This window comes from Nocardia sp. NPDC020380, assembly GCF_044386975.1.
In the GTDB taxonomy this organism is placed as follows: Bacteria; Actinomycetota; Actinomycetes; order Mycobacteriales; family Mycobacteriaceae; genus Nocardia.
In genome coordinates, this window is the sequence record NZ_JBIRVQ010000015.1 from 214,194 (window position 1) to 235,096 (window position 20,903).

Below are 20,903 nucleotides of genomic sequence, written 5' to 3' on the forward strand. Positions count from 1 at the left end.
GACACGAATCTGACACGCACCCTGACGCTGTTGATCCTCCCCGATCTCGAACCGGTTGACTCGGACCGGCGGATTTTTACTCGGGTTTCTGGGCAACCGCGAATACTCGGCGGAAGGGTAGCCAGGTGGTGCCGTCCGCTCGTTGTGGGTAGGCCTGGCGGAGGAGTGGGGCGAGTTCGGCGCGGAATTCTTCCCAATCGTTGTCGGACAAGGCGTTTCGCACCGGGCGCAGGGCGGTGCCGGTCACCCACTCCAGCACCGGATCCGGTCCTTCGAGGGCCTGCAGATACGTTGTCTCCCAGGCATCCACCCGGCATCCGGCTGCGCTGAACACATCGCCGTAGCCTTCGGGTCCCGGTACGGCGTCGCGCTTCAGTAGTCCGTGCGTTCCCAGCTTCGCTTGCCAGGGCTCGGTCGAGGCGAGTTCGCGGATTGTGATGTGGGAAGGGGAGTCGAAGTTTCCGGGGACCTGGATGGCGATCCAGGCTCCTGCGGGGAGGGCGTCGACCCATTTGGTCAGGAGCGCTTCGTGTCCTGGGACCCATTGCAGTACCGCGTTGGACACGACTACGTCGGTGTCGGGTTCAGGCTGCCAGTCGCGGACATCTTCGAGGGTTGCCGCTACGCCGATTTCCCTTGCGGCGGCGACCATTTCGGGGGAGGAGTCGAAGGCTTCGACTACGGCTCCCGGCCAGCGATCTTTGAGGGTCACGGTCAGATTGCCGGGGCCGCATCCGACGTCGGCGACTCGCCGGGGGTGTGTGGCGCCGACTCGGTTCACGAGGTCGAAGAAGGGGCGGGCGCGGTGATCGTCGAAGGCGAGGTACTTCTTGGGGTCCCACATCGGCAGCTCCCAGCTGGTTGTTTTTACCAAACCGTACGTACGTACTGTATTACTCCGACGGGGGTGTGGCAAGGCTCGGGGTGGGGTGGGGGACCCCAGTTATGAATGGGCTTGCATCGTCGTGCATAATCATTTGCAGGGCGAGACGGGGGGTCGAGGCCAACAGGACTTACACGAACGATCGAGGAGCACACGGACATGACGAAGCGGGTTGTACTCGCCTACTCCGGTGGGTTGGACACCTCTGTTGCCATCAGCTGGATCGGCAAGGAGACCGGTGCGGAGGTGGTCGCGGTGGCGATCGACCTCGGCCAGGGCGGCGAAGACATGAACGATGTGCGTCAGCGCGCGCTGGACTGCGGTGCTGTCGAATCGATCGTCGTCGACGCGCGGGACGAGTTCGCGAACGAGTACTGCCTGCCGACCATTCAGGCGAACGCGCTGTACATGGGCCGGTACCCGCTGGTGTCCGCCATCTCGCGGCCGCTGATCGTGAAGCACCTGGTCGAGGCCGCCGAGTACCACGGCGCCGACACCGTCTCGCACGGTTGCACCGGTAAGGGCAACGACCAGGTCCGCTTCGAGGTCGGCATCGGCGCGCTGGCACCGGACCTGAAGGTGATTGCGCCGGTGCGTGATTACGCCTGGACCCGTGAGAAGGCCATCGAGTTCGCCGGCGAGAACAAGCTGCCGATCAACGTCTCCAAGAAGTCGCCGTTCTCCATCGACCAGAACCTGTGGGGCCGCGCGGTCGAGACCGGCTTCCTCGAGGATCTGTGGAACGCCCCGACCAAGGACGTCTACGACTACACCGTGGACCCGACCGTCAACTTCGAAGCCCCCGACGAGCTCATCGTCACCTTCGACAAGGGCGTCCCGGTCGCCATCGACGGCCGCCCGGTCACCATGCTGGAAGCCATCACCGAGCTGAACCAGCGGGCCGGCCGCCAGGGCGTGGGCCGCCTCGACATGGTCGAGGACCGCCTCGTCGGCATCAAGTCCCGCGAGATCTACGAGGCGCCCGGCGCCATCGCGCTGATCACCGCGCACCAGGAGATGGAAGCCGTCACCGTCGAGCGCGAACTGGGCCGCTACAAGCGGCAGGTCGAGCAGCGCTGGGGCGAGCTGGTGTACGACGGCCTGTGGTACTCCCCGCTGAAGCGCGCCCTCGACGCCTTCGTGCAGGACACCCAGCAGCACGTCACCGGCGATGTCCGCATGGTGCTGCACGGCGGCAGCGTGGTCGTGAACGGCCGTCGCTCCGACGAGTCGCTCTACGACTTCAACCTCGCCACCTACGACGCCGGCGACACCTTCGACCAGTCGCTGGCCAAGGGATTCGTGCAGATCCACGGCCTGTCCTCGAAGGTCGCGGCCCGCCGGGATCTCAGCAAGAAGTAGTAGCCTGCGACCGGAGCAGGATCCGGCAGCGAGGAGGCGCCCATGCGAACCGATGACGACAGCTGGGAAATCACCGAAAGCGTGGGCGCCACCGCCATCGGCGTGGCCGCCATGCGGGCCTACGAATCCCGCCGCCCGGACGCCCTCTTCCACGACCCGTACGCCGAGAAACTGGTGCGGGCCACCGGATCCGACGGCTGGACCGCCATCCTCGACCGGGTCCTCGCGGGCGGTGACCAGGTCGGCAGCCAGTACGCCGCCAGTGGCATGAACGGCACCATGGTGGCGCGCACCCTCTACTTCGACGACTACATGAACGCCGCCGCGGCCGTGGGCATCCGGCAGGTGGTGATCCTCGCCTCCGGCCTGGACGCCCGCGCCTACCGGCTCGAATGGCCGTACGGCACCAGGATTTTCGAACTCGATCAGCCGCAGGTGCTGGCCTTCAAGGCCCGCGCCCTGGCCGGCGATACGCCCGCGGCGGACCGTCGCGAGGTCCCCATCGACCTCCGGCAGGACTGGCCGAAAGCCCTGCTGGACAAGGGCTTCGAACGCGACCTGCCGACCGCCTGGCTGGCCGAGGGACTGCTGCGCTACCTGCCCGGCCCCGCGCAGGACCTATTGTTCGAGCGGGTACTGGAACTGAGCGCGCCGGGCAGCCGCATGGCCCTGAACATGGGCATCGGCATGGAGAACATCAACCCGAAACTGCGCGCCCAGCGCGAGAAGATGATGGCCGCGGCCGGAATTCGCCTGAAGATGGAAGAACTCTTCTATCCCTGGGAAGACCGCACCGACCCGCGCGACTGGTTCGCCATGCACCGCTGGCTGGTGACCGAGGCCGACCCGGTCGAGGTCCTGGCCGCCCGCGGCCGCGCGGTACCCGAGCCGACCGGCCCGGATATGGCCCGCCACATTCTGATGACCGCAATCTCATCCTGACCGTCCACCGAGAAACCACGCGAGGAGACGACACCCCATGACACAGGCCGGCAGCACGAACGAAGGCGCGCTGTGGGGCGGACGCTTCGCCTCCGGCCCGGCCGCGGCCATGGCGGCGCTGAGCAAGTCGACCCACTTCGACTGGGTGCTCGCACCGTACGACGTCCGCGCCTCGAAAGCCCATGCGCGCGTACTGCACAAGGCCGGCCTGCTGTCGGAGACCGATCTCGCGGGCATGCTGGCCGGACTCGACCAGCTGGCGGCGGATGTGGCATCGGGCGCCTTCGGCCCCCTCGATTCCGATGAGGACGTGCACGGCGCGCTGGAACGCGGCCTGATCGACCGGGTCGGCACCGAACTGGGCGGCCGGTTGCGTGCCGGGCGTTCGCGTAATGACCAGGTCGCCACCCTGTTCCGCATGTGGCTGCGGGATGCCGTGCGCCGCGTGACCGCCGGCGTGCTGGACGTGGTGGACGCGCTGGTCGAGCAGGCCGCCGCGCACCCGGACGCGGTCATGCCGGGCAAGACCCACCTGCAGGCCGCGCAGCCCGTGCTGCTGGCGCATCACCTGCTGGCGCACGCCCATCCGCTGCTGCGCGATATCGACCGGCTGCGCGACTTCGACAAGCGGGCCGCGGTGTCCCCGTACGGTTCCGGCGCGCTCGCGGGTTCCTCGCTCGGCCTGGACCCCGAGGCCATCGCCGCCGACCTGGATTTCGATGCCGCCGCCGCGAACTCCATCGACGCCACCTCCTCGCGTGATTTCGCGGCCGAGGCGGCCTTCGTCTTCGCCATGATCGCCGTCGATCTGAGCCGCATGGCCGAAGAGGTGATCATCTGGAGCACACCGGAATTCGGCTACATCACCCTCGCCGACGCCTGGTCCACCGGTTCCTCGATCATGCCGCAGAAGAAGAACCCGGACGTCTCCGAGCTCACCCGCGGCAAGGCGGGCCGGCTCATCGGCAACCTCACCGGCCTGCTCGCCACGCTGAAGGCCCAGCCCCTGGCCTACAACCGTGACCTGCAGGAGGACAAGGAACCGGTCTTCGATTCGGTGGCGCAGCTGGAACTGCTGCTGCCCGCCATCGCCGGCCTGGTCTCCACCCTGACCTTCCACACCGACCGCATGGCCGAACTGGCTCCGGCGGGCTTCACTTTGGCCACCGATATCGCCGAATGGCTTGTCCGGCAGGGTGTTCCGTTCCGGGTGGCGCACGAGGCCGCGGGCGGCTGCGTGCGCGCGGCCGAGGCGCGCGGCGTCGGCCTGGACGAGCTCACCGATGCGGAATTCGCCGCCGTCGACCCGGCCCTCACCCCCGCCGTGCGGGAGGTGCTGACCGTGCAGGGCTCCATCGCCTCCCGCAACGCGCGCGGCGGCACCGCCGGCGTGCAGGTCGCCAAGCAGCGCGAGGAGGTCCGCAGCGCGGCCGCCGATCAGCGCACCTGGCTGCGCTGACAGACGAAATACCAACGGCCCGTGGCACTCCCGGTAAGGGGAATGCCACGGGCCGTTCGTCATCCGCGGCGGTAGTTCATATGTTTGGCGGGCGGTACGGACGCCCGCCCTTGGTCACGCACCTTGCCGCTCATCTGCTGTTGCGGCTGCTTTCCGGCCTTCGCCCGCCGCTCCTTGCGCGAGAGCTGCGGCTCGGCGGAATCATCGGATCGGTGTTCGGGCAGCGAAAAGTGTTCGGGCACAGGTCCTCCTGGATATGTGGGACCGGCTCACCGGGAATCAGCGTCCGGTCGGAGTCGGGAAAGCGCACGCCGCGGCGCGCCGAGGCACCGCGAAGACGTACGAGCAACAAGAAGTGCTCAGGAGAACAGCAACATCCACATGCCGACGACCATAACCAGAGCCGGTCCCGCCCCGCATCCCATTTAATTCCAGTCGGCGGCCTGCTCAGTTGGGGAGCACCGTGCCGGGTGCGGGCAAGGTGCCGTTGATCAGGTAGTCGACGATCGCGTCGCGGGTCTGACCGGGCAGGAACGAAGAGGTGTGGCCGTTGCCGTCCCGCGTCAGGAAGACCGCGTTCGGAATCTCGGTCGCCATCAATTGCGCCCAGCCGTACGAGGTCGACGGGTCATGGGTGGCATTGACCAGCAGCGGCCGGATGGTCGGTTTCGCGATGTCGGTGTGCGGCGGGTTGCTGAAAGCGCCCGGCCAGCCCTGACATTGGGCCAGGTAGCTGTAGGACTGGCCGATACCGAGCGTATTCGGGGCCAGGGTCGCGGCCAGTGCCTGCTCGGACTTCAGCATGGCGTAGGAATCGAAGTCGGCCCGGAACTCGGCACAGCCGACCGCCAGCCCGGCAGCATCCGCAGGGGTGGGTTTCGCGGGAGAGAGTGCGGTGGCGTCGCCGTGGCGGGCCTGATCCAGCGCCTTCGCCAGGCCGGGCCAGCCCGGGCTGACGGGCTGGAGATCGGGCGCGAAGAGCATCTGGTCCTGGATCTGCTGCATCAGATCGCCCAGGCCGACCGTGGGCTTGCACTCACCCGACGCGGCGCAACCGGGTGCCGCGAGCGGCGCCCGCCGGGCCTGCGTAGCGAGGTCGCGGACAACGGAATTCGCGTCGTCACCGCCCAGCGCGCAATCGGTGGCGGTATGACACCAGTCCGCGAAGCGATGCAGCGTGTCCTCGAACGCGGCCGTCTCGTAGACGTGCATGGCGCTCGGCGGCAGCGAATGCACCAGGGCGCCGTCCAATACCAGCGCACGGCTGTTGCCGGGGAACAGGCGCGCGTATTCGAAGCCGATCTCCGTGCCGTAGGACAGTCCGAGGTAGTTCAGCGGCCCGTCCCCGAGGCGCTGCCGCACCACATCGAGATCGCGGGCGACATTGATGGTGTCCACATGATCGAGCAGCGGACCCGTGAGCCGCTGGCAACTCTGCCCGAGCGCACGATTCGCGGCGACCAGGGCATCGAACGACGCCTGATCCGTCGGGTAGATATCGGGCAGTTTCGCCTGCAGCTCGGTATCGCATTGCACCAGTGGCTTGCTGGTGCCGATGCCGCGTGGATCGAAGCCGATGAGGTCGAAGCGGGACCGCAGTTGCGCGGGAAGGATTCCCGGATGGGCGCTTTCACCGGCCACCACGCCGGTGCCCGCGCCGCCCGGCCCGCCGGGGTCGATCACCAGCGATCCGATGCGGTGCGCCGCATCGCTCGCGGGCAGCCGGTTGAGGCCGACCGTGATCTTGTCGCCGTCCGGCTTGTCCCAATCCAGGGGTACCTCGACGGAAGCGCACTGGACCTGTGTCCCCATCTCCGCCGGGCAGTTGGTCCAGCTGAGCGGCTGGACAGCCGGTTTCGCGTCCTTCGTATCGGATCCGCAGGCGGCGCAGAGGGCGGCGAGAGCCACCGCGGACACCATCGTGCTCACGAGCTGCATGGTTCGCATGGAATCAGCCTATGAATCCGAAGATCGCCGCACATCCAGGACAACCCTGACTACCTGGGGTGCAGGCCACCCGGTACGCGCGATGTAGGGGCCGGGATCGGAGGCTGGCTATTGTGCAGCCATGACCTTCCTGCTCCTCGCGCTGGCCATCGCGTCCGAAGTGACGGCGACCGTGTCGCTGAAGTTGTCCGAGGGGTTCAGCAAGCTGACGCCGTCGATCATTGTGGTGATCGGCTACGGCCTGGCGTTCTTCTTCCTGTCCCAGGCGTTGAAGCGGGGGATGGGAATCGGTGTCGCCTACGGCATCTGGTCGGCGGTCGGCGTGGTCGCGGTGGCGACGATCGGCGCGCTGTTCCTGGGCGAGCACATCACGCCGGTGCAGATCGGCGGGATCGTGCTGGTGATCGCGGGCGTGCTCGCGCTCGAGCTGGGTGGCGCGCACTGATCCGCGCCGCCGCACCCCGGGAAGATCCGTCCGCCGATCCTCCCGGGGTCTGTCCGTTCTTCGGCGATCAATCCTCCGTGTGCGCGGTATCCTCCACGCGTACAACGTATCCCGCGTCCGCGAGGGTGGTCAGCATCTCGTCCCGATGCGCCGGGCCGCGCGTTTCCAGGGTGAGCAGCACCTCGACCTCGTCGATGGCCAGCCACGCGCCGGTGCGCGAATGCACCACGTCGAGGACGCTGGCGCCGGTGCGGCCCAGCTCGGCCAGCAGGCGGCTGAGACTGCCGGGACGATCGGAGATGGTGACCCGGGCGGCCAGGTAGCGGCCGGCGGCGCTGAGGCCGTGCCCGATCACCCGGGTCAGCAGCAGCGGGTCGATATTGCCGCCGGACAGGATGGCGCACACGGGGCCTTCGAGCGCGAGTTCTTCTGCGCCGCAAGCCATGAGCGCCGCGACGGCGGCCGCCCCGGCGGGTTCCACGATCAGCTTGGCGCGTTCCATGCAGAGCAGCAGCGCCTTCGACAACGCGTCCTCGTCGACGGTCACGATGGTCGGCTCGCACGCCACGATCTGCTCGAACGGCACCTCGCCGGGCTTGCCGACGGCGATACCGTCGGCCATGGTCGCCATCTGCTCCAACTGCACCGGCTTGCCCGCGGCCAGCGAGGCGGGCCAGGCCGCCGCCTCGGCCGCCTGCACGCCGATCACCCGCACCTCGGGCGCCAGCCGCTGCAGTGCCGCGGCCACGCCGGCGAGCAGCCCGCCGCCACCGGTCGGTACCAGCACGGTGCCGACTCGCGGGAGCTGGTCCAGGATTTCGAGCCCGACGGTGGCCTGCCCGGCGACGATGTCCACATGGTCGAACGGGTGCACCAGGGTCGCGCCGGTCTGCTCGGCGAATTCGCGTGCCGCGGTGAGGGATTCGTCGATGGTGTCGCCGACCTGATGCACGGTCGCGCCATAGGCCTTGGTGGCCACCAGTTTCGGGAGGGCCGCGCCGACCGGCATGAAGACGGTGGATTCGATGCCCAGCGAGGAGGCCGCCCAGGCCACGCCCTGGGCGTGATTACCGGCGCTGGCCGCGACCACGCCGTGCGCGCGTTCGGAGTCGGGGAGGTTGGCGATGCGGTTGTAGGCGCCGCGCGGTTTGAACGATCCGGTGCGCTGCAGGTTCTCGCACTTCAAAAACACTTCATGCCCGATTCGCTCCGAGAGCACTCGTGACGCCACCATCGGAGTTCGGCGGATTACCGGTGCCAGCAGGGTCGCCGCCGCATCGATCCGCGAGATCATGTCCATGGCTGCCATGTTGCCAGTGAATAGCGACCCCTGCCTCCAACCGAAGGAAGTTCGCCAACCGGGCACGGCGCGCTGACGGCAATCCCCGGAACAGCGGAAATGTCCGGCTATCGTCTCCATCGTCGGCTGTCTGCCCCACCTCCACCATTGCGGGAAGAGAGGGAAGCTGTGTCGAAAACAATGAAAATACTGGCGGCAGCCGGTATCTGCGCCGGTTCCGTGCTGACCCCGGCCGCCTTCGCGCCGGCGGCGCACGCCCTGCCGGCGATCGGGAGCTGCAGCGGCGGTGACTTCCGATGGACCGCGATCGACGGCGTCCTGGATATGACGCCCAAACTGCTGCACTTCACCTCGGTGGGCCGGCTGTGGGGCTGCACCGGTGATTCCGGTATCACCGGCGCCACCTTCACCGGGATGCACGTCGCCATGTCGGACTGTATGCATCCGGCCGACGGTCCGCTTACAGTGAATGTCAATTGGTCCGATGGGGAGACCAGCATGTTGTGGGGGCCGTGGCCGGTCGGCATGTCCCAGCCCACCATCGGTCCGCTGCAGGTCGTGGATGGTTTCGGGCTCGGCAGCTGGGTCCGGGTCGTCGCCGACTACGAGATGATGACGCCGGAGATGGTGATGGGGTGTATCGGCCCCGGATTGACCACCGGGACAGGCCATCTCAGCGCCGAGATGATGTGACCGGAAGCCACCCGGAACCGGCCCGTGTGAACCCCCGGAAAACGATATACGGATTCCGCAATGGGCGGGCAATGGTCGTGCAACGGAGGGGCAATAGCCTCTCCCTATGGTGATCCGGACATCACTGGAATTCGGATCGGATGCACCATGACCGATATCGTCACCCCCGCCGCAGCGTCGACCTCGGCGGACACGAAGGCCGCGGCCCCACCGCCGGCCTACGACCCACGCCTCACCAATGACGATCTGGCTCCCCTGAAGGAGCAGCGGTGGGGTTCATATCACATTTTCGCGTTCTGGATGTCGGATGTGCACAGCGTCGGCGGATACGTCACCGCCGGTAGCCTTTTCGCGCTCGGCCTGGCGGGCTGGCAGGTGCTGGCCGCCCTGCTGATCGGCATCACGATCGTATATTTCCTCTGCAATCTGGTGGCCGCGCCCAGTCAGCGGGCCGGTGTCCCGTACCCGGTCGTGTGCCGCAGCGCCTTCGGGGTGATCGGCGCGAACATCCCGGCCATCATCCGCGGCCTGATCGCGGTGGCCTGGTACGGAATTCAGACCTACCTCGCCTCGGCGGCGCTGATAGTGGTTGCGATCAAACTGTTTCCGGGTCTCGCGCCCTACGCGGTGGCGAGCCATTACGGATTCCTGGGCCTGTCGCTGCTGGGCTGGTGCGCCTACCTCGTGCTGTGGGTGATCCAGGCGGCGGTGTTCTGGCAGGGCATGGAGTCGATCCGCAAGTTCATCGACTTCTGCGGTCCCGCCGTCTATGTCGTCATGTTCGCGTTGTGCGGATACCTGATCCACAAGGCCGGCTGGGGTGCGATCAATCTGCAGCTCGGTTCGGTGAAGTACCACGGCTGGGATGCGCTGCCGGTGGTGCTGGGCGCCATCGCGCTGGTGGTGTCGTACTTCTCCGGTCCCATGCTGAACTTCGGTGACTTCTCGCGGTACGCCAAGTCGCTGGGGGCGGTGCGGCGCGGGAACCTGCTCGGCCTGCCGGTGAACTTCCTCGCGTTCTCGCTGCTGGTGGTGATCACCGCGTCGCTGACCATTCCGGTATACGGGCAGCTCATCACCGATCCGGTGGAGACCGTGGCGCGCATCGACTCCACCTTCGCGATCGTGCTGGGCGCCCTGACCTTCACCATCGCGACGGTCGGCATCAATATCGTCGCCAACTTCATTTCGCCGGCCTTCGATTTCTCGCATGTGAGCCCGCAGCGGATCAGCTGGCGCATGGGCGGCATGATCGCCGCGATCGGGTCGGTGCTGATCACGCCGTGGAATCTGTACAACAATCCGGATGTCATCCATTACACGCTGGAAGTCCTCGGGGCTTTCATCGGCCCGCTGTTCGGGGTGCTGATCGCGGACTACTACCTGGTGCGCAAGCGGACCATCGTGGTGGACGACCTGTTCACCATGTCGGAGTCCGGAAGGTACTGGTACCGCAAGGGATTCAATCCGGTGGCGGTCATCGCGACCGTGGTGGGCGCGGCCTTCGCGGTCTTCCCGGTGCTGGCGACGAGCCTGTACGGGATGAACACCGCCGCGCAATACAGCTGGTTCATCGGATGCGGGCTGGCGCTGGTGACATATGTCGTGATCGCCAAATATTTGCCGGGTATGAATTCGCAGTCGAATAAGACTGTGGCGCCGGTTACATAATCCGCACGGGGGCGCGTATTAAAACGCACACCGCCGAAATCTGCTTTTCCCAGTCGGAATTAGTACCGTAGGAGACATGCAGCTCTCCCGGTTCACAGATCTCGGATTGCGCGCCCTCATGCGACTGGCCGTCAGTAGTGGCGCCGAGGAACGAGTCACCGTCAAACTCATTGCCAGACAGGTGAACGCCTCGGAGAACTACGTGGCCAAGGCGGTCTCCAAACTCGCCGAACTCGGGTTCGTGGAGTCCCAGCGCGGACGTACCGGCGGCATCTTCCTCACTGCCGCCGGCCGCACCACCACCCTCGGAAAGATCACGCGCGCCCTCGAGGGCGACTGCGAGGTCATCGAATGCGCCGGCGACAATCCCTGCCCGCTCGCGGGTGCCTGCAATTTGCGGGGCGCCCTCGGGCGGGCCCAGGAGGCCTTCTACGCCGAGCTCGATCGCTACACGATCATCGACGTGGTGGATCAGCGGACCGTGGATTTGCTGTACCTGCCGCACATGCCGACGGCCGCATTCGCAAACGAATAGGAGATCCCCATGACGCTCGCACCGGATTCCGCGCTGCCCGCGGCCTTCGAATTGGAAGCCGAGCACGCCGAAGTCATCCGGGCGACGCTACCGCTCGTCGGGGCCCGGATCGACGACATCACTCCGCTCTTCTATCGCAAGCTGTTCACGGCGCACCCGGAGCTGCTGCGCGACCGCTTCAATCGCGGCAACCAGCAGCAGGGCGCACAGCAGCGGGCGCTCGCCGCGTCCATCGCCACCTATGCCACCCACCTGGTGGATCCGGCCCTGCCGCATCCGCGAGAGTTGTTGTCCCGCATCGGCCACAAGCACGCCTCGCTGGGCGTCACCGCCGCCGAATACCGGATCGTGCACGAGCATCTGTTCGCCGCGATCGTCGAGGTACTGGGCGCGGAGACGGTCACCGCGGCGGTCGCCGCCTGGGATCGTGTGTATTGGCTGATGGCAACCACTCTCATCGACTTCGAGCAGTCGCTCTACGCGGGGGCCGGCGTCGAGGCCGGGGACGTGTTCCGGGAAACCCGGGTGGTGCAGCGCATCGACGATCCGTCCGGGGTGGCGGTATTCGTGGTGGAATCCGCGGATGCCGAGCGGTCACTGCCGGAATTCGTGCCCGGCCAGTACGTCTCGGTCGGCGCGGACCTGCCCGACGGCGCCCGTCAGCTGCGGCAATACAGCCTCACCAACCGTTCCGGCGGCGGCCGGCTGGCCTTCGCGGTGCGAAAGGTGGTGGCGGAGGCCGGGACTCCGGCCGGGGAGGTCTCGACCTGGCTGCACGACACCGTCGGCGTCGGCGATCGGCTCCAGATCACCCTGCCGTTCGGTGATCTCACCATCGACCCGGCGGCCACTACGCCGCTGGTCCTGATCTCCGCGGGTATCGGCATCACCCCGATGGCCGGCATTCTCGAATACCTGGCCGCGGAGTCGCCCGCCCGGCCCGTTCTCATCCTGCATGCCGACCGGTCGGCCACCACGCACCCGCTGCGCGAACGCGTCACGGATCTGATTGCGGGCCTGGGCAATGCGGAAACGCACGCCTGGTACGAGGAGGACCTCACCGGCCTGATGGACCTGGCCGGAATCGAGCTCCCGGCGGACGCGGACTACTACCTGTGCGGTGGCAGCGGTTTCCTGCAGTCGGTCCGCACGCAGCTGAATGCCGCCGGAATCTCCGGCAACCGAGTGCATTTCGAGCTCTTCGCGCCCAATGACTGGCTGCTCGACTGACTGGCTGCCCGACGCGGCCGTCTGACCGGCAGGCGTCGCAGCTGTTCGAAACCCCTGTAGGCCGGGAGCCTGTGCGGCGCCCTTCATGGCGCATGCCCGTACAGGCTCCCGGCCTTCGTTCCGGGCAGTGGTCGCGGCCGCCCGGGACTGCTCGGGGTCCGGTGGATCAGGCCGGAGCGTGGCCCGTATTCGGGCGCGGGGTCCGGCCGGACGCGGCGATCACCCTCAGCACACCGCCCAGCCACGGGGTGTAGCGCTGCGGGTAGGCGGCCACCGCGGGGGCCAGCGAGGCGGGGTCGATCCAGGCGATCTCCTCGACCTCGGCCGGATCGGGTGCGGGAGTGGCGTCCGTCAGCCGGCCGATGAGCACGTGGTCGAATTCGTACTCGACACGGCCGGTGCTCAGGTCGTCGGCCTGATAGGTGAACTTGCCCACCTCGGTCAGTTCGGCGGACAGGCCCATCTCTTCCTGCAGGCGGATGGCGGCGGCCTCGGCGACATCCTGGCCGGGTGCGGGATGCCCGCAGCAGGTATTGGTCCACAGCAGCGGGAATCGGGTCTTCACGGCCGCGCGCTGCTGCAGCAGCACCCGGCCCTCGGGATCGAACAGCAGCACCGAGAACGCCCGGTGCAGGCGTCCCGGTGCGGTGTGCGCCGCCGCCACCGGCAGCGAGCCGACCGGTCGGCCCTGCTCGTCCACGAGCTCGACGAGCAGGGTTTCACGGTCGACCGCCGGGGTGGCGTCGGATGCGTCGATAGTGCCGGTCACTTGCCCACCTTATCGGCGGCGATCAACAGGTACTGGAAACTCCCCTCCTTGTAGGAGGTCAGGAAGGGCTTCTCCACACCCGTCGCGAGCTCGGACTTCGTGCGCATTTCCCAGTACGGGATGGTGGCCGCGGTGAGGTCGGTCACGGCGGCGGGCACCAGGCCGTTGGCGGCCAGTGCGGCGAAGTAGCGGCTGCGCGGATGGATATTGCAGCCGTAGTGGGCGTCGATCCAGCTCACCGAGGCCGAGCGGGCGCCGAACAGATCGTTCGAGCAACCGGTGATGCAGACGTACCGTCCGCCCGGTTCGAGCAGTCGCGAGAACTCCGCGAACAGCTCGAAAAGATCGACGTACATGGTGGTTTCATTGGTCCAGATGCCCCGCCGGGAACCCGTCTCGAAACCGGTGTCGAGCATGTTCGCGAAGTGGAACTTCACCTTGTCCGCCACCCCGCGGTCCGCCGCCTGCGCATTGGCGAAGTTCACCTGGTATTCGGAGATGGTGACGCCGTCCACGCCGCAGCCGAACCGCTGATTGGCCATGAAACTCGTTCCGCCGCGGCCGGATCCGCCGTCCATGAGCCGGTCGCCGGGGCGGACATCGCCGAGGCTGTCCAGCAGCAGATCGGCCTGTGCGGTCTCCAGCCGGTGCAGATCCGCGACGATGCGCTCCTGACGGGTCGCCTCGGGGCCTTCCAGGACCGACCAGTCCGGCTCGCCGATGCCGTAGTGATGGTGGTAGAGCCCGTCCACCTCACCGAGTTTGGTGTTCACCCGGTCGTCGTTGGGGTTGTTGTTCCAGTAGGCGGCGACCGACTTCTGATAGTCGGTCTTCAGGACGCCGCGGGCGGGGGCCTCGGTCGTGCCGGCTTCGGAAGTGCCGTCGGAGTGGAGCATGGTCATGCGAGATCATCCTCTCGATCGCGGATAGAGACAGCGGAACCCGGCCGGGGCTCAGGTCCGCTCGTTGTAGCGGCGGCTGTCGGCGTGCCAGGCGCGATTGCCGCCCATCCAGGCCCACAGGCCGCCGAGGAAGCGGCGTAGTTCGGGGGAGCCGGTGGCGGCGAGCACGCTCGCCTCGGCCTCGAAGCGGTGCACCAGTTCGTCGTGGACCTCGGCGGTGCGCTGCACGGCCTCGCGGCGTGAGCACTGTTCCTCGGCGGCCAGCACCGTCGGCAGATTGAATTCCCTGCCGTCGGAGAGGTCTTCGCGGGCCATCGAGTAGAGGTCGTTGACCATCTGGCTGGCGAGCGCGGCGGTGGTGGTCACCTTGCGCACCCGGGGATCGGTGTATTCGGCCGCCGGGAGTTCGTAGCCGCCCACCGCGTCGAGCGGGGCCATGCACGGCAGGAAGCTGTGCGGCTGCCGATTCAGCAGGTACTCCCAGACCGGTGGCATGCGGCCCGCGGTGCGCCAGCCGGCCTCCGCGCCGAGCGCGATGAACCAGCCGCCGATCTCGGTCCGCAGCCGCGCCACCTGGGTGGGCGAGGCGAACTGGGACAGATGCTCGAAGGAGGTCCGGAAGGCCCGCAGAATCGGATCGCTCTGCAGCGCCTTCTCCACCTGCGCCTGATACCGGGCCGGTAGGAACACGGGATCCATTGTCGCGGCGGCCAATTCGAGCCGGGGCCCGAGTTCCGCCGCCGCGGTGGACTTGCTCCCGTCCGGTGCGATATCGCTGGCATCCTCCTCGCAGTAGTAGTCGTCCACCGACCACTCCGACACCGCGCACTTGGCCACCGCCAGTAGCCGATCCGCGTCATCGCAGTCCGGATGCGCCAGCATGATCAACCGCCCGAAGTCGGCCTTCCGCAATTCGTCCAGCCGGCCCTCGTACAGCCCGATGGCCTGCGCCCAGGCCAGAATCCCCTCGTTCACCGCCGCCGCCAGCACCGGATCGTCCCGCACCGGCGGCGGGCAGTACAGCGTGGGAATGACCTGCTCCTTCGCCTTCCGCCGCGTGAAGGAGGTCCCGATCCCGCTGGGCCCGTGCGAAACCTGCCGCCCGGTCCCGTTCGCCGTACTCGGCGCCACCGCACTCGGCGCCCCCGGCGCGACGGCCACCGAGGTGGCGACCGCCGGAGCCGCAGCGTCCGCCTCGACCACCGTGTCGGCGCGGGCTGCCGGGGACGTCGGTGCAGCCGGCGCGTCCTGGATCGGCTGGTTGGGCCGCCGACAGTGCGCCGAGGTAGTTCCGAGACCGTTGGGCCCCTGCGGCATTCGCCCCGGCCGCCCGGGTGTGGCCGCACCGGTAGGGGATGCGGCGCTGCCCGGGACGGTCCGCCCGCCCTCGGAGCTACCGAGTCCGGTCGGTCCGGCGGGCGTCGAGCGCCGCGCCGCAGCACCCGATGATGCTGCGGGAGCAGAGTTTTCGGGCGGCGCCGCGGGTAGGCCACCGGAACCGAGGCCCCGGGGGATCGGGCCCTGGGGTCCGCGGGCGGGAGGTGCGGCGTGGACCGGTGCGACCGCGCCGCCGGAGGGGGAGGGAGGTTGGGCTGCCTGCTGGGCGATCTGAGCGATGGCCTCGAGAGTGGGGAGGGATGGGGTCACGGCGGGGGCGCCGAGACCTCTGGGGCCGAGCAGGCGGGGGCCGTGCGACTCGGTGGTATCGGACTCGCCGGGTCGTGAATCATCGAGTGCGGCAGGGCGTTTCGTACCGAAGAGCACTGCCGGGACGGTGGGATCCAGGTTGGTCAGGAGCGCGGCGACAGCCGCCGCCACCTCGTGGGTGGCGGGCGGCGCCGCGGCGCGGGAGAGCACCGACATGGCCTGCTCCGATCAGTCGGACTGCCGGGCGACCAGGACGTTGTCGAGGATGCCGAGCGCGTCGGGGACCAGGACGGCGGCCGAGTAGTAACAGGAGACCAGGTAGGAGATGATCGACTGGTCGTCGATGCCCTTGAACCGCACGTTCAGGCTGGGCTCGTACTCGTCCGGAATTCCGGTCTGCCGCAGGCCGATCACGCCCTGCTCCTTCTCGCCGGTGCGCATGGCGAGAATCGAGGTGGTCTGGGTATCGCTGACCGGGATCTTGCTGCACGGGTAGATGGGGACGCCGCGCCAGGCGGGCACGCGATGCCCGTCGATCTCCACCGGATCCGGGTAGAGGCCACGCTTGTTGCATTCGCGCCCGAACGCCGCGATCGCCTTGGGGTGGGCCAGGAACAGTTTGGTGCTGCGCCGCATGGCGAGCAGCTCGTCCATATCGTCCGGGGTCGGCGCACCGGACTCGGCGTAGATGCGCTGCTTGAGATCGCAGTTGTTGAGCAGCCCGAAGTCCTCGTTGTTCACCAGGTCGTATTCGCGGCGCTCGTAGAGGGCTTCGATGGTAAGCCGCAACTGCTGTTCGATCTGATCCATCGGGTCGTTGAACAGGTCCGCGACGCGGGTGTGCACCCGCAGCACGCTCTGCGCCAGGCTGAGCTCGTATTCGCGGGGCTGGGCGTCGTAGTCGACGAAGGTGCCTTCGAGCAGTGGTTCCCCGGAATGGCCGGAGGAGACCCGGATTTCGGCCTCGCCGTGTTTGTTCTGCGGCTTGGGCGGTGCGGCGGCGATGGCGTCCAGATGCCGCTGCAGTGGCGGAATGTCCTCCAGCAGCCTGTTGAGCGCCTCGCGGGGGAGCACGAGCATGGTGGTCGGGGTGACCGTCTTGACCGTCACCGGCCAGAGCACGTCGCCGTCGGTGAGGGTTTCATCGCCGAAGAAATCGCCGCCGGCCAGCATACCGAGCTTGGTGGTCTCACCGTATTCGCCGGTGCCGATCTTGGAGAGCTTGCCGTGCACGATCAGCATGACCTGGTCCATGGGGTTGCCGAATTCGGCGACCACGGTGCCGGGATCGAGGTCGCGCTGTTCGAAGCGCCGGGCCACGGTCGCCAGGATCTCTTCGTCGTCGAAGGTCCGCAGCTGCGGCAGTTCCTGCAGTTCCAGGGGAATGACCCGGGCATGCGGGCCGTCGATGATGAATTCCACCTCGCCGTTGCCGACCGTATGGGTGAGTCGCCGGTTGACGCGGTAGATACCACCTTTCACCTGGCTCCAGGGCAGCGCACGGGTCAGCCACCGGGAGGTGATGCCCTGCATCTGGGGTTCGGATTTGGTGGTGTGCGCCAGCTGATGGGCGGCGGCGGTACTGAGGGATTTGCGGTGATTGGTTTCGGTCTGGATGGGGGATTCGATGGTCATGCTGCGGTCCTCACCTCTAAGGGCCACCGCGATTATCAGCAAAAGCGGTGGAGTCCATGGCGAAACAGCAGGCCCGTCCGGGTCTGCAAGAGCTGAATGAGTGAGTGAAAGAACAAGCGCGACAGTGCGTTCCAGCGATACCGATGGTAGTTCCGCTCGTTGTACGGCCGCAGTAAAACGCATAAACATGATGGCCAGTACATTGCTGTGAGTCCCGCTGTGGACTTTGCCGCCTCGCACTCGCGGAATACCAAGGCGCGCGGTGGGTCTCGGCAACTCGATGATGACCGGGGGAATGTTGTCTCGGATGGGTGGATTCGCAGGTTCACACGATTTTCGCCGAACAACCGGACGGTCGGATCTGCTTGCTGATTGCTACGTTTGAGAAGGCCGATCGGTCTGTATCCGGTAGCCCTCATGGTGCTGGTCACAAGCCCCGCGAAGTAAGCTGGCCTTATGGCAAGCTCATCGGGACGCGTCGGGGCGGATGACGCTGGTCACGAGCAGGGTGAGGCTGGGAGCAAAGCCGTGAAATTCAATACGAGGTCCGTGGTGGGTCCGATGCAGCGCCTGGTGGCGACGGCCCAGAACGGACTGGAGGTGATCCGGTTCGGGGGACTGGCTCACGACATCGAGTCCTCGCCGTACGAGGTCACCGAGCGCAAGCGCATGTACCGCCTGCGGCACTATTTCCCGGACGACACCACCGCCGATCGGCCCGTCGTGGTGCTGGTCCCGCCCATCATGGTGAGCGCCGAGATCTGGGACGTGAATGCCGCGGACGGGGCCGTCGGCATGCTGCACAGCGCCGGAATCGATTGCTGGGTGGTCGATTTCGGCTCACCCGCCACCGAGGAGGGCGGCTGGGACCGCGACCTCGCCGACCATGTGCTCGCCGTCAGCAGCGCCGTCGACACCGTCACCGAGCTGACCGGGCGCGCCGTCCATCTCATGGGCTACTCGCAGGGCGGCATGTTCGCCTATCAGACCGCGGCCTACCGCTACGGCAAGGGCGTGGAATCCATCGTCACCTTCGGCAGCCCGGTGGACGCCGTCGCCGGCATGCCGTTCGGGCTGCCGCACGGCCTGGTCTCCGACGCCGCCGACTTCCTCACCGACCATGTGCTGAACCGGTTGCCGATCACCGATTCCATGGTGCGCCTGGGCTTCCAGGCCCTGGACCCGGTCAAGACCGCCCGCGCCCGGCTGGACTTCCTGCGCCAGCTGCACAACCGCGACGCCCTGCTGCCCAAGGAACGCCAGCGCCGCTTCCTGGAGGGCGAGGGCTGGCTCGGCTACCCCGGTCCCGCGCTCACCGATCTGCTGCAGCAGTTCGTGAAGCACAATCGAATGATGCTGGGCGGCTTCGTGATCCGCGATCAGCTCATCTCGCTGGCCGAGCTGAAGTGCCCGATCCTGGCCTTCGTCGGTGAGGTCGACGATATCGGCCAGCCCGCCGCCGTGCGCGGCATCGTGCGCGCCGCACCCAACGCCGAGGTGTACGAAGCCAGTTTGATCGCAGGGCATTTCGGCCTCGTCTCCGGTTCCACCGCCACCCGCCAGACCTGGCCGCTGGTGCGCGACTGGGTGAACTGGCAGTCCGGCCGCGGCGAGCTGCCCGAGCAGATCCAGCACATGAGCCTCGAGGTGGCGCGCAAGGGCCCCAGCTCCGGCTTCACCCGCGCGGTGCACGCGCTCGGCAGCCTGGCCGAGGCCGGCACCAGCCTGGGCAAGACCATCGAGGGCGTCGCGGGACAGACGCTGCGCGGCACAGTCGAACTCACCGGCGAGGCCGCCCGCGCGCTGCCCCGCCTCACCCGCCTCGGCATGATCCAGCCGCACACCCGGATCTCGCTGGGCCGGCTGCTCGGCGAGCACGCGCGGAACAATCCGTCGCGGGAATGCTTCCTGTTCGAGGATCGCGTGCATACCAACAAGGCGGTGAACCAGCGCATCGACAATGTGGTGCGCGGCCTCATCTCCGTCGGCGTGCGCCCGGCCACCCGGGTCGGCGTGGTCATGGAGACCCGGCCCAGTGCCCTGGTCGCCATCGCGGCCCTGTCCCGGCTGGGCGCGGTCGCGGTGCTGCTGGCGCCGGGCAGTGAACTGTCCAAGGTGGTCGAACTGACCGGGGCGCGACTGCTGCTCGCGGATCCGGAGAACCTGGCGGCCGCCGTGGCCACCGGGCATCGGGTGCTGGTGCTCGGCGGTGGATCGCGCGACGCGGGCACCGATCACCTCGGCATCCCGCACGGCAGCGATGTCGTCGATATGGAGCAGATCGACCCGGACGCGGTCAGCCTGCCCGCGTGGTACCGGCCCAATCCGGGCCTGGCGCGTGAGCTCGCGTTCATCCTGGTCACCGGGACGGGCGATCACTTCGACGTCAAATACATCACCAATCACCGGTGGGCGCTGTCCGCGTTCGGTACCGCGACCGCGGCCGACCTGGACCGCAACGACACCGTGTATTGCCTTGCGCCGCTGCACCATTCCTCTGGACTATTAGTCAGCTTGGGTGGCGCGGTGGCGGGTGGCAGCCGCATCGCGCTGGCGCGTTCGCTGGATCCGGCGCAGTTCGCCGAGGAGGTGCACCGGTACGGCGTCACGGTGGTCACCTACACCTGGACCATGATGCGCGACATCCTGGACGCCGACAACTTCCCGAACGGGCATCCGCATCCGATCCGGTTGTTCATCGGTTCCGGTATGCCCGCGGGATTGTGGCGGCGCACCCAGGAGCGGTTCGACGCCCGCGTGCTGGAGTTCTACGCCTCCATCGAGGGAGATGTGGTGCTGGCCAACGTGTCCGGCATCAAGATCGCCTGCAAGGGCCGGCCGGTGCCCGGCACCGCGCGCGTCGAGCTCATCGCCTACGACCCGACCACCGACGAGATCCTGGTCGACGATTCGGGTTTCGCGCGCCGCTGCGCCGACAACGAGGTGGGGTTGCTCATCGGCACCGCTTCCGACACCGTCGACCTCTCGGCCGGCGGCCTGCGCGGCGTCTTCGCGCCCGGCGACTCCTGGATGCCCACCGAGAACCTCTTCCGCCGCGACAGCGACGGGGACTACTGGCTGATGGACCGGCGCGACACCGTCATTCACACGCCGCGCGGGCCGGTCTACACCCAGCCCATCGTGGACCTGCTGAACGACATCACCGCCGTGGACATGGAGGTCGCCTTCGCGGTGCCGGTGCGCGACCGCATCCTCGCGGTGGCGGCGGTGAGCGTCCGTGACGGTTTCACCCTGGCGCCCAAGGATGTCAGCGAGGCCGTGCGCGCGCTGCCGCCGGCGCAGCGGCCGGACATCGTCTACGTGGTCGACGAGATCCCGCGCAGTTCCACCTTCCGTCCGTCCACGCGGGCGGTGCAGGCCGCGGGCCGCGCCGAACCCGACGACCGGACCTGGTGGTACAACCGGGAATCCGAGGCCTACGAGGTGCTCACCCCCGAACTGGTCACCCGCCTGTTCGCCTGA

17 protein-coding genes are annotated in these 20,903 nt (G+C 67.7%); 9 read left to right on the top strand and 8 right to left on the bottom strand.

What is annotated here, in order from left to right; genetic code table 11:
• Positions 1 to 76: 76 nt before the first annotated feature.
• Entirely contained in the window at positions 77 to 844 is a 768-nt protein-coding gene (locus tag ACH438_RS36140; protein ID WP_397013766.1) for a trans-aconitate 2-methyltransferase, read from the bottom strand.
• Between the two features lie 198 nt (positions 845 to 1,042).
• On the opposite strand from ACH438_RS36140, the gene ACH438_RS36145 reads away from it, so the two are divergent.
• Genes ACH438_RS36145 through argH form a run of 3 tightly spaced genes read left to right on the top strand, consistent with a single transcriptional unit; the run spans position 1,043 to position 4,646 of the window.
• Positions 1,043 to 2,245, top strand: coding sequence for an argininosuccinate synthase (locus ACH438_RS36145; RefSeq protein WP_397013768.1), 1,203 nt, complete (start codon positions 1,043 to 1,045; stop codon positions 2,243 to 2,245).
• Between the two features lie 42 nt (positions 2,246 to 2,287).
• The gene (locus tag ACH438_RS36150) at positions 2,288 to 3,187 is read left to right on the top strand and encodes a class I SAM-dependent methyltransferase (protein WP_397013770.1); all 900 of its coding nucleotides are present in this window, start codon (positions 2,288 to 2,290) and stop codon (positions 3,185 to 3,187) included.
• 37 nt (positions 3,188 to 3,224) lie between these two features.
• Positions 3,225 to 4,646, top strand: coding sequence for an argininosuccinate lyase (argH, locus tag ACH438_RS36155; protein ID WP_397013772.1), 1,422 nt, complete (start codon positions 3,225 to 3,227; stop codon positions 4,644 to 4,646).
• 59 nt (positions 4,647 to 4,705) lie between these two features.
• Here argH and ACH438_RS36160 read toward each other — a convergent pair whose 3' ends face one another.
• Both ACH438_RS36160 and ACH438_RS36165 read right to left on the bottom strand, forming a co-directional pair.
• Positions 4,706 to 4,888 (bottom strand): hypothetical protein, encoded by a 183-nt coding sequence (locus ACH438_RS36160; RefSeq protein ID WP_397013774.1) that lies wholly within the window; start codon positions 4,886 to 4,888, stop codon positions 4,706 to 4,708.
• A gap of 205 nt (positions 4,889 to 5,093) precedes the next feature.
• Positions 5,094 to 6,593, bottom strand: a complete 1,500-nt coding sequence (locus ACH438_RS36165; protein WP_397013776.1) for an alpha/beta hydrolase — start codon at positions 6,591 to 6,593, stop codon at positions 5,094 to 5,096.
• Between the two features lie 121 nt (positions 6,594 to 6,714).
• On the opposite strand from ACH438_RS36165, the gene ACH438_RS36170 reads away from it, so the two are divergent.
• Positions 6,715 to 7,038, top strand: a complete 324-nt coding sequence (locus tag ACH438_RS36170; protein ID WP_397013778.1) for a DMT family transporter — start codon at positions 6,715 to 6,717, stop codon at positions 7,036 to 7,038.
• 67 nt (positions 7,039 to 7,105) lie between these two features.
• Here the strand turns inward: ACH438_RS36170 and ilvA are convergent, their stop codons facing one another.
• The gene (ilvA, locus tag ACH438_RS36175) at positions 7,106 to 8,347 is read right to left on the bottom strand and encodes a threonine ammonia-lyase (RefSeq protein WP_397013780.1); all 1,242 of its coding nucleotides are present in this window, start codon (positions 8,345 to 8,347) and stop codon (positions 7,106 to 7,108) included.
• Positions 8,348 to 8,518: 171 nt separating this feature from the next.
• Here ilvA and ACH438_RS36180 point away from each other — a divergent pair, with 171 nt between their 5' ends.
• The 4 genes from ACH438_RS36180 (at position 8,519) to ACH438_RS36195 (ending at position 12,467) form a co-directional block, all read left to right on the top strand.
• A complete protein-coding gene (locus ACH438_RS36180; protein ID WP_397013782.1) occupies positions 8,519 to 9,031 on the top strand; it encodes a hypothetical protein in 513 nt (170 codons plus the stop codon).
• A gap of 147 nt (positions 9,032 to 9,178) precedes the next feature.
• Positions 9,179 to 10,702: an NCS1 family nucleobase:cation symporter-1 gene (locus tag ACH438_RS36185; RefSeq protein ID WP_397013784.1), complete on the top strand. Its 1,524-nt coding sequence runs from the start codon at positions 9,179 to 9,181 to the stop codon at positions 10,700 to 10,702.
• Positions 10,703 to 10,778: 76 nt separating this feature from the next.
• The gene (locus ACH438_RS36190) at positions 10,779 to 11,237 is read left to right on the top strand and encodes an RrF2 family transcriptional regulator (protein ID WP_397013786.1); all 459 of its coding nucleotides are present in this window, start codon (positions 10,779 to 10,781) and stop codon (positions 11,235 to 11,237) included.
• Positions 11,238 to 11,246: 9 nt separating this feature from the next.
• The gene (locus tag ACH438_RS36195; protein WP_397013788.1) at positions 11,247 to 12,467 is read left to right on the top strand and encodes a globin domain-containing protein; all 1,221 of its coding nucleotides are present in this window, start codon (positions 11,247 to 11,249) and stop codon (positions 12,465 to 12,467) included.
• A gap of 166 nt (positions 12,468 to 12,633) precedes the next feature.
• On the opposite strand, the gene idi is transcribed toward ACH438_RS36195, so the two are convergent.
• Genes idi through ACH438_RS36215 form a run of 4 tightly spaced genes read right to left on the bottom strand, consistent with a single transcriptional unit; the run spans position 12,634 to position 17,420 of the window.
• Positions 12,634 to 13,236 carry an isopentenyl-diphosphate Delta-isomerase gene (idi, locus tag ACH438_RS36200; protein ID WP_397013790.1) on the bottom strand — a complete coding sequence of 201 codons (603 nt, stop codon included), beginning with the start codon at positions 13,234 to 13,236 and terminating at the stop codon, positions 12,634 to 12,636.
• Entirely contained in the window at positions 13,233 to 14,138 is a 906-nt protein-coding gene (locus tag ACH438_RS36205; protein WP_397013792.1) for a geranyl diphosphate 2-C-methyltransferase, read from the bottom strand. The genes idi and ACH438_RS36205 overlap by 4 nt, the downstream gene beginning before the upstream one ends.
• Positions 14,139 to 14,189: 51 nt before the next feature.
• A complete protein-coding gene (locus tag ACH438_RS36210) occupies positions 14,190 to 16,001 on the bottom strand; it encodes a family 2 encapsulin nanocompartment cargo protein terpene cyclase (RefSeq protein ID WP_397013794.1) in 1,812 nt (603 codons plus the stop codon).
• A gap of 12 nt (positions 16,002 to 16,013) precedes the next feature.
• Positions 16,014 to 17,420: a family 2B encapsulin nanocompartment shell protein gene (locus ACH438_RS36215; protein ID WP_397013796.1), complete on the bottom strand. Its 1,407-nt coding sequence runs from the start codon at positions 17,418 to 17,420 to the stop codon at positions 16,014 to 16,016.
• Positions 17,421 to 17,981: 561 nt separating this feature from the next.
• Here ACH438_RS36215 and ACH438_RS36220 point away from each other — a divergent pair.
• The gene (locus ACH438_RS36220; protein WP_397013875.1) at positions 17,982 to 20,903 is read left to right on the top strand and encodes an AMP-binding protein; all 2,922 of its coding nucleotides are present in this window, start codon (positions 17,982 to 17,984) and stop codon (positions 20,901 to 20,903) included.

Bases quoted from the DNA above. Each gene is read 5' to 3' on its own strand.
- ACH438_RS36140 (WP_397013766.1), bottom strand. From the start codon at position 844: ATGTGGGACCCCAAGAAGTACCTCGCCTTCGACGATCACCGCGCCCGC.
- ACH438_RS36145 (WP_397013768.1), top strand. From the start codon at position 1,043: ATGACGAAGCGGGTTGTACTCGCCTACTCCGGTGGGTTGGACACCTCT.
- ACH438_RS36150 (WP_397013770.1), top strand. From the start codon at position 2,288: ATGCGAACCGATGACGACAGCTGGGAAATCACCGAAAGCGTGGGCGCC.
- argH (WP_397013772.1), top strand. From the start codon at position 3,225: ATGACACAGGCCGGCAGCACGAACGAAGGCGCGCTGTGGGGCGGACGC.
- ACH438_RS36165 (WP_397013776.1), bottom strand. From the start codon at position 6,593: ATGCGAACCATGCAGCTCGTGAGCACGATGGTGTCCGCGGTGGCTCTC.
- ACH438_RS36170 (WP_397013778.1), top strand. From the start codon at position 6,715: ATGACCTTCCTGCTCCTCGCGCTGGCCATCGCGTCCGAAGTGACGGCG.
- ilvA (WP_397013780.1), bottom strand. From the start codon at position 8,347: ATGGCAGCCATGGACATGATCTCGCGGATCGATGCGGCGGCGACCCTG.
- ACH438_RS36180 (WP_397013782.1), top strand. From the start codon at position 8,519: ATGAAAATACTGGCGGCAGCCGGTATCTGCGCCGGTTCCGTGCTGACC.
- ACH438_RS36185 (WP_397013784.1), top strand. From the start codon at position 9,179: ATGACCGATATCGTCACCCCCGCCGCAGCGTCGACCTCGGCGGACACG.
- ACH438_RS36190 (WP_397013786.1), top strand. From the start codon at position 10,779: ATGCAGCTCTCCCGGTTCACAGATCTCGGATTGCGCGCCCTCATGCGA.
- ACH438_RS36195 (WP_397013788.1), top strand. From the start codon at position 11,247: ATGACGCTCGCACCGGATTCCGCGCTGCCCGCGGCCTTCGAATTGGAA.
- ACH438_RS36205 (WP_397013792.1), bottom strand. From the start codon at position 14,138: ATGACCATGCTCCACTCCGACGGCACTTCCGAAGCCGGCACGACCGAG.
- ACH438_RS36210 (WP_397013794.1), bottom strand. From the start codon at position 16,001: ATGTCGGTGCTCTCCCGCGCCGCGGCGCCGCCCGCCACCCACGAGGTG.
- ACH438_RS36215 (WP_397013796.1), bottom strand. From the start codon at position 17,420: ATGACCATCGAATCCCCCATCCAGACCGAAACCAATCACCGCAAATCC.
- ACH438_RS36220 (WP_397013875.1), top strand. From the start codon at position 17,982: ATGCAGCGCCTGGTGGCGACGGCCCAGAACGGACTGGAGGTGATCCGG.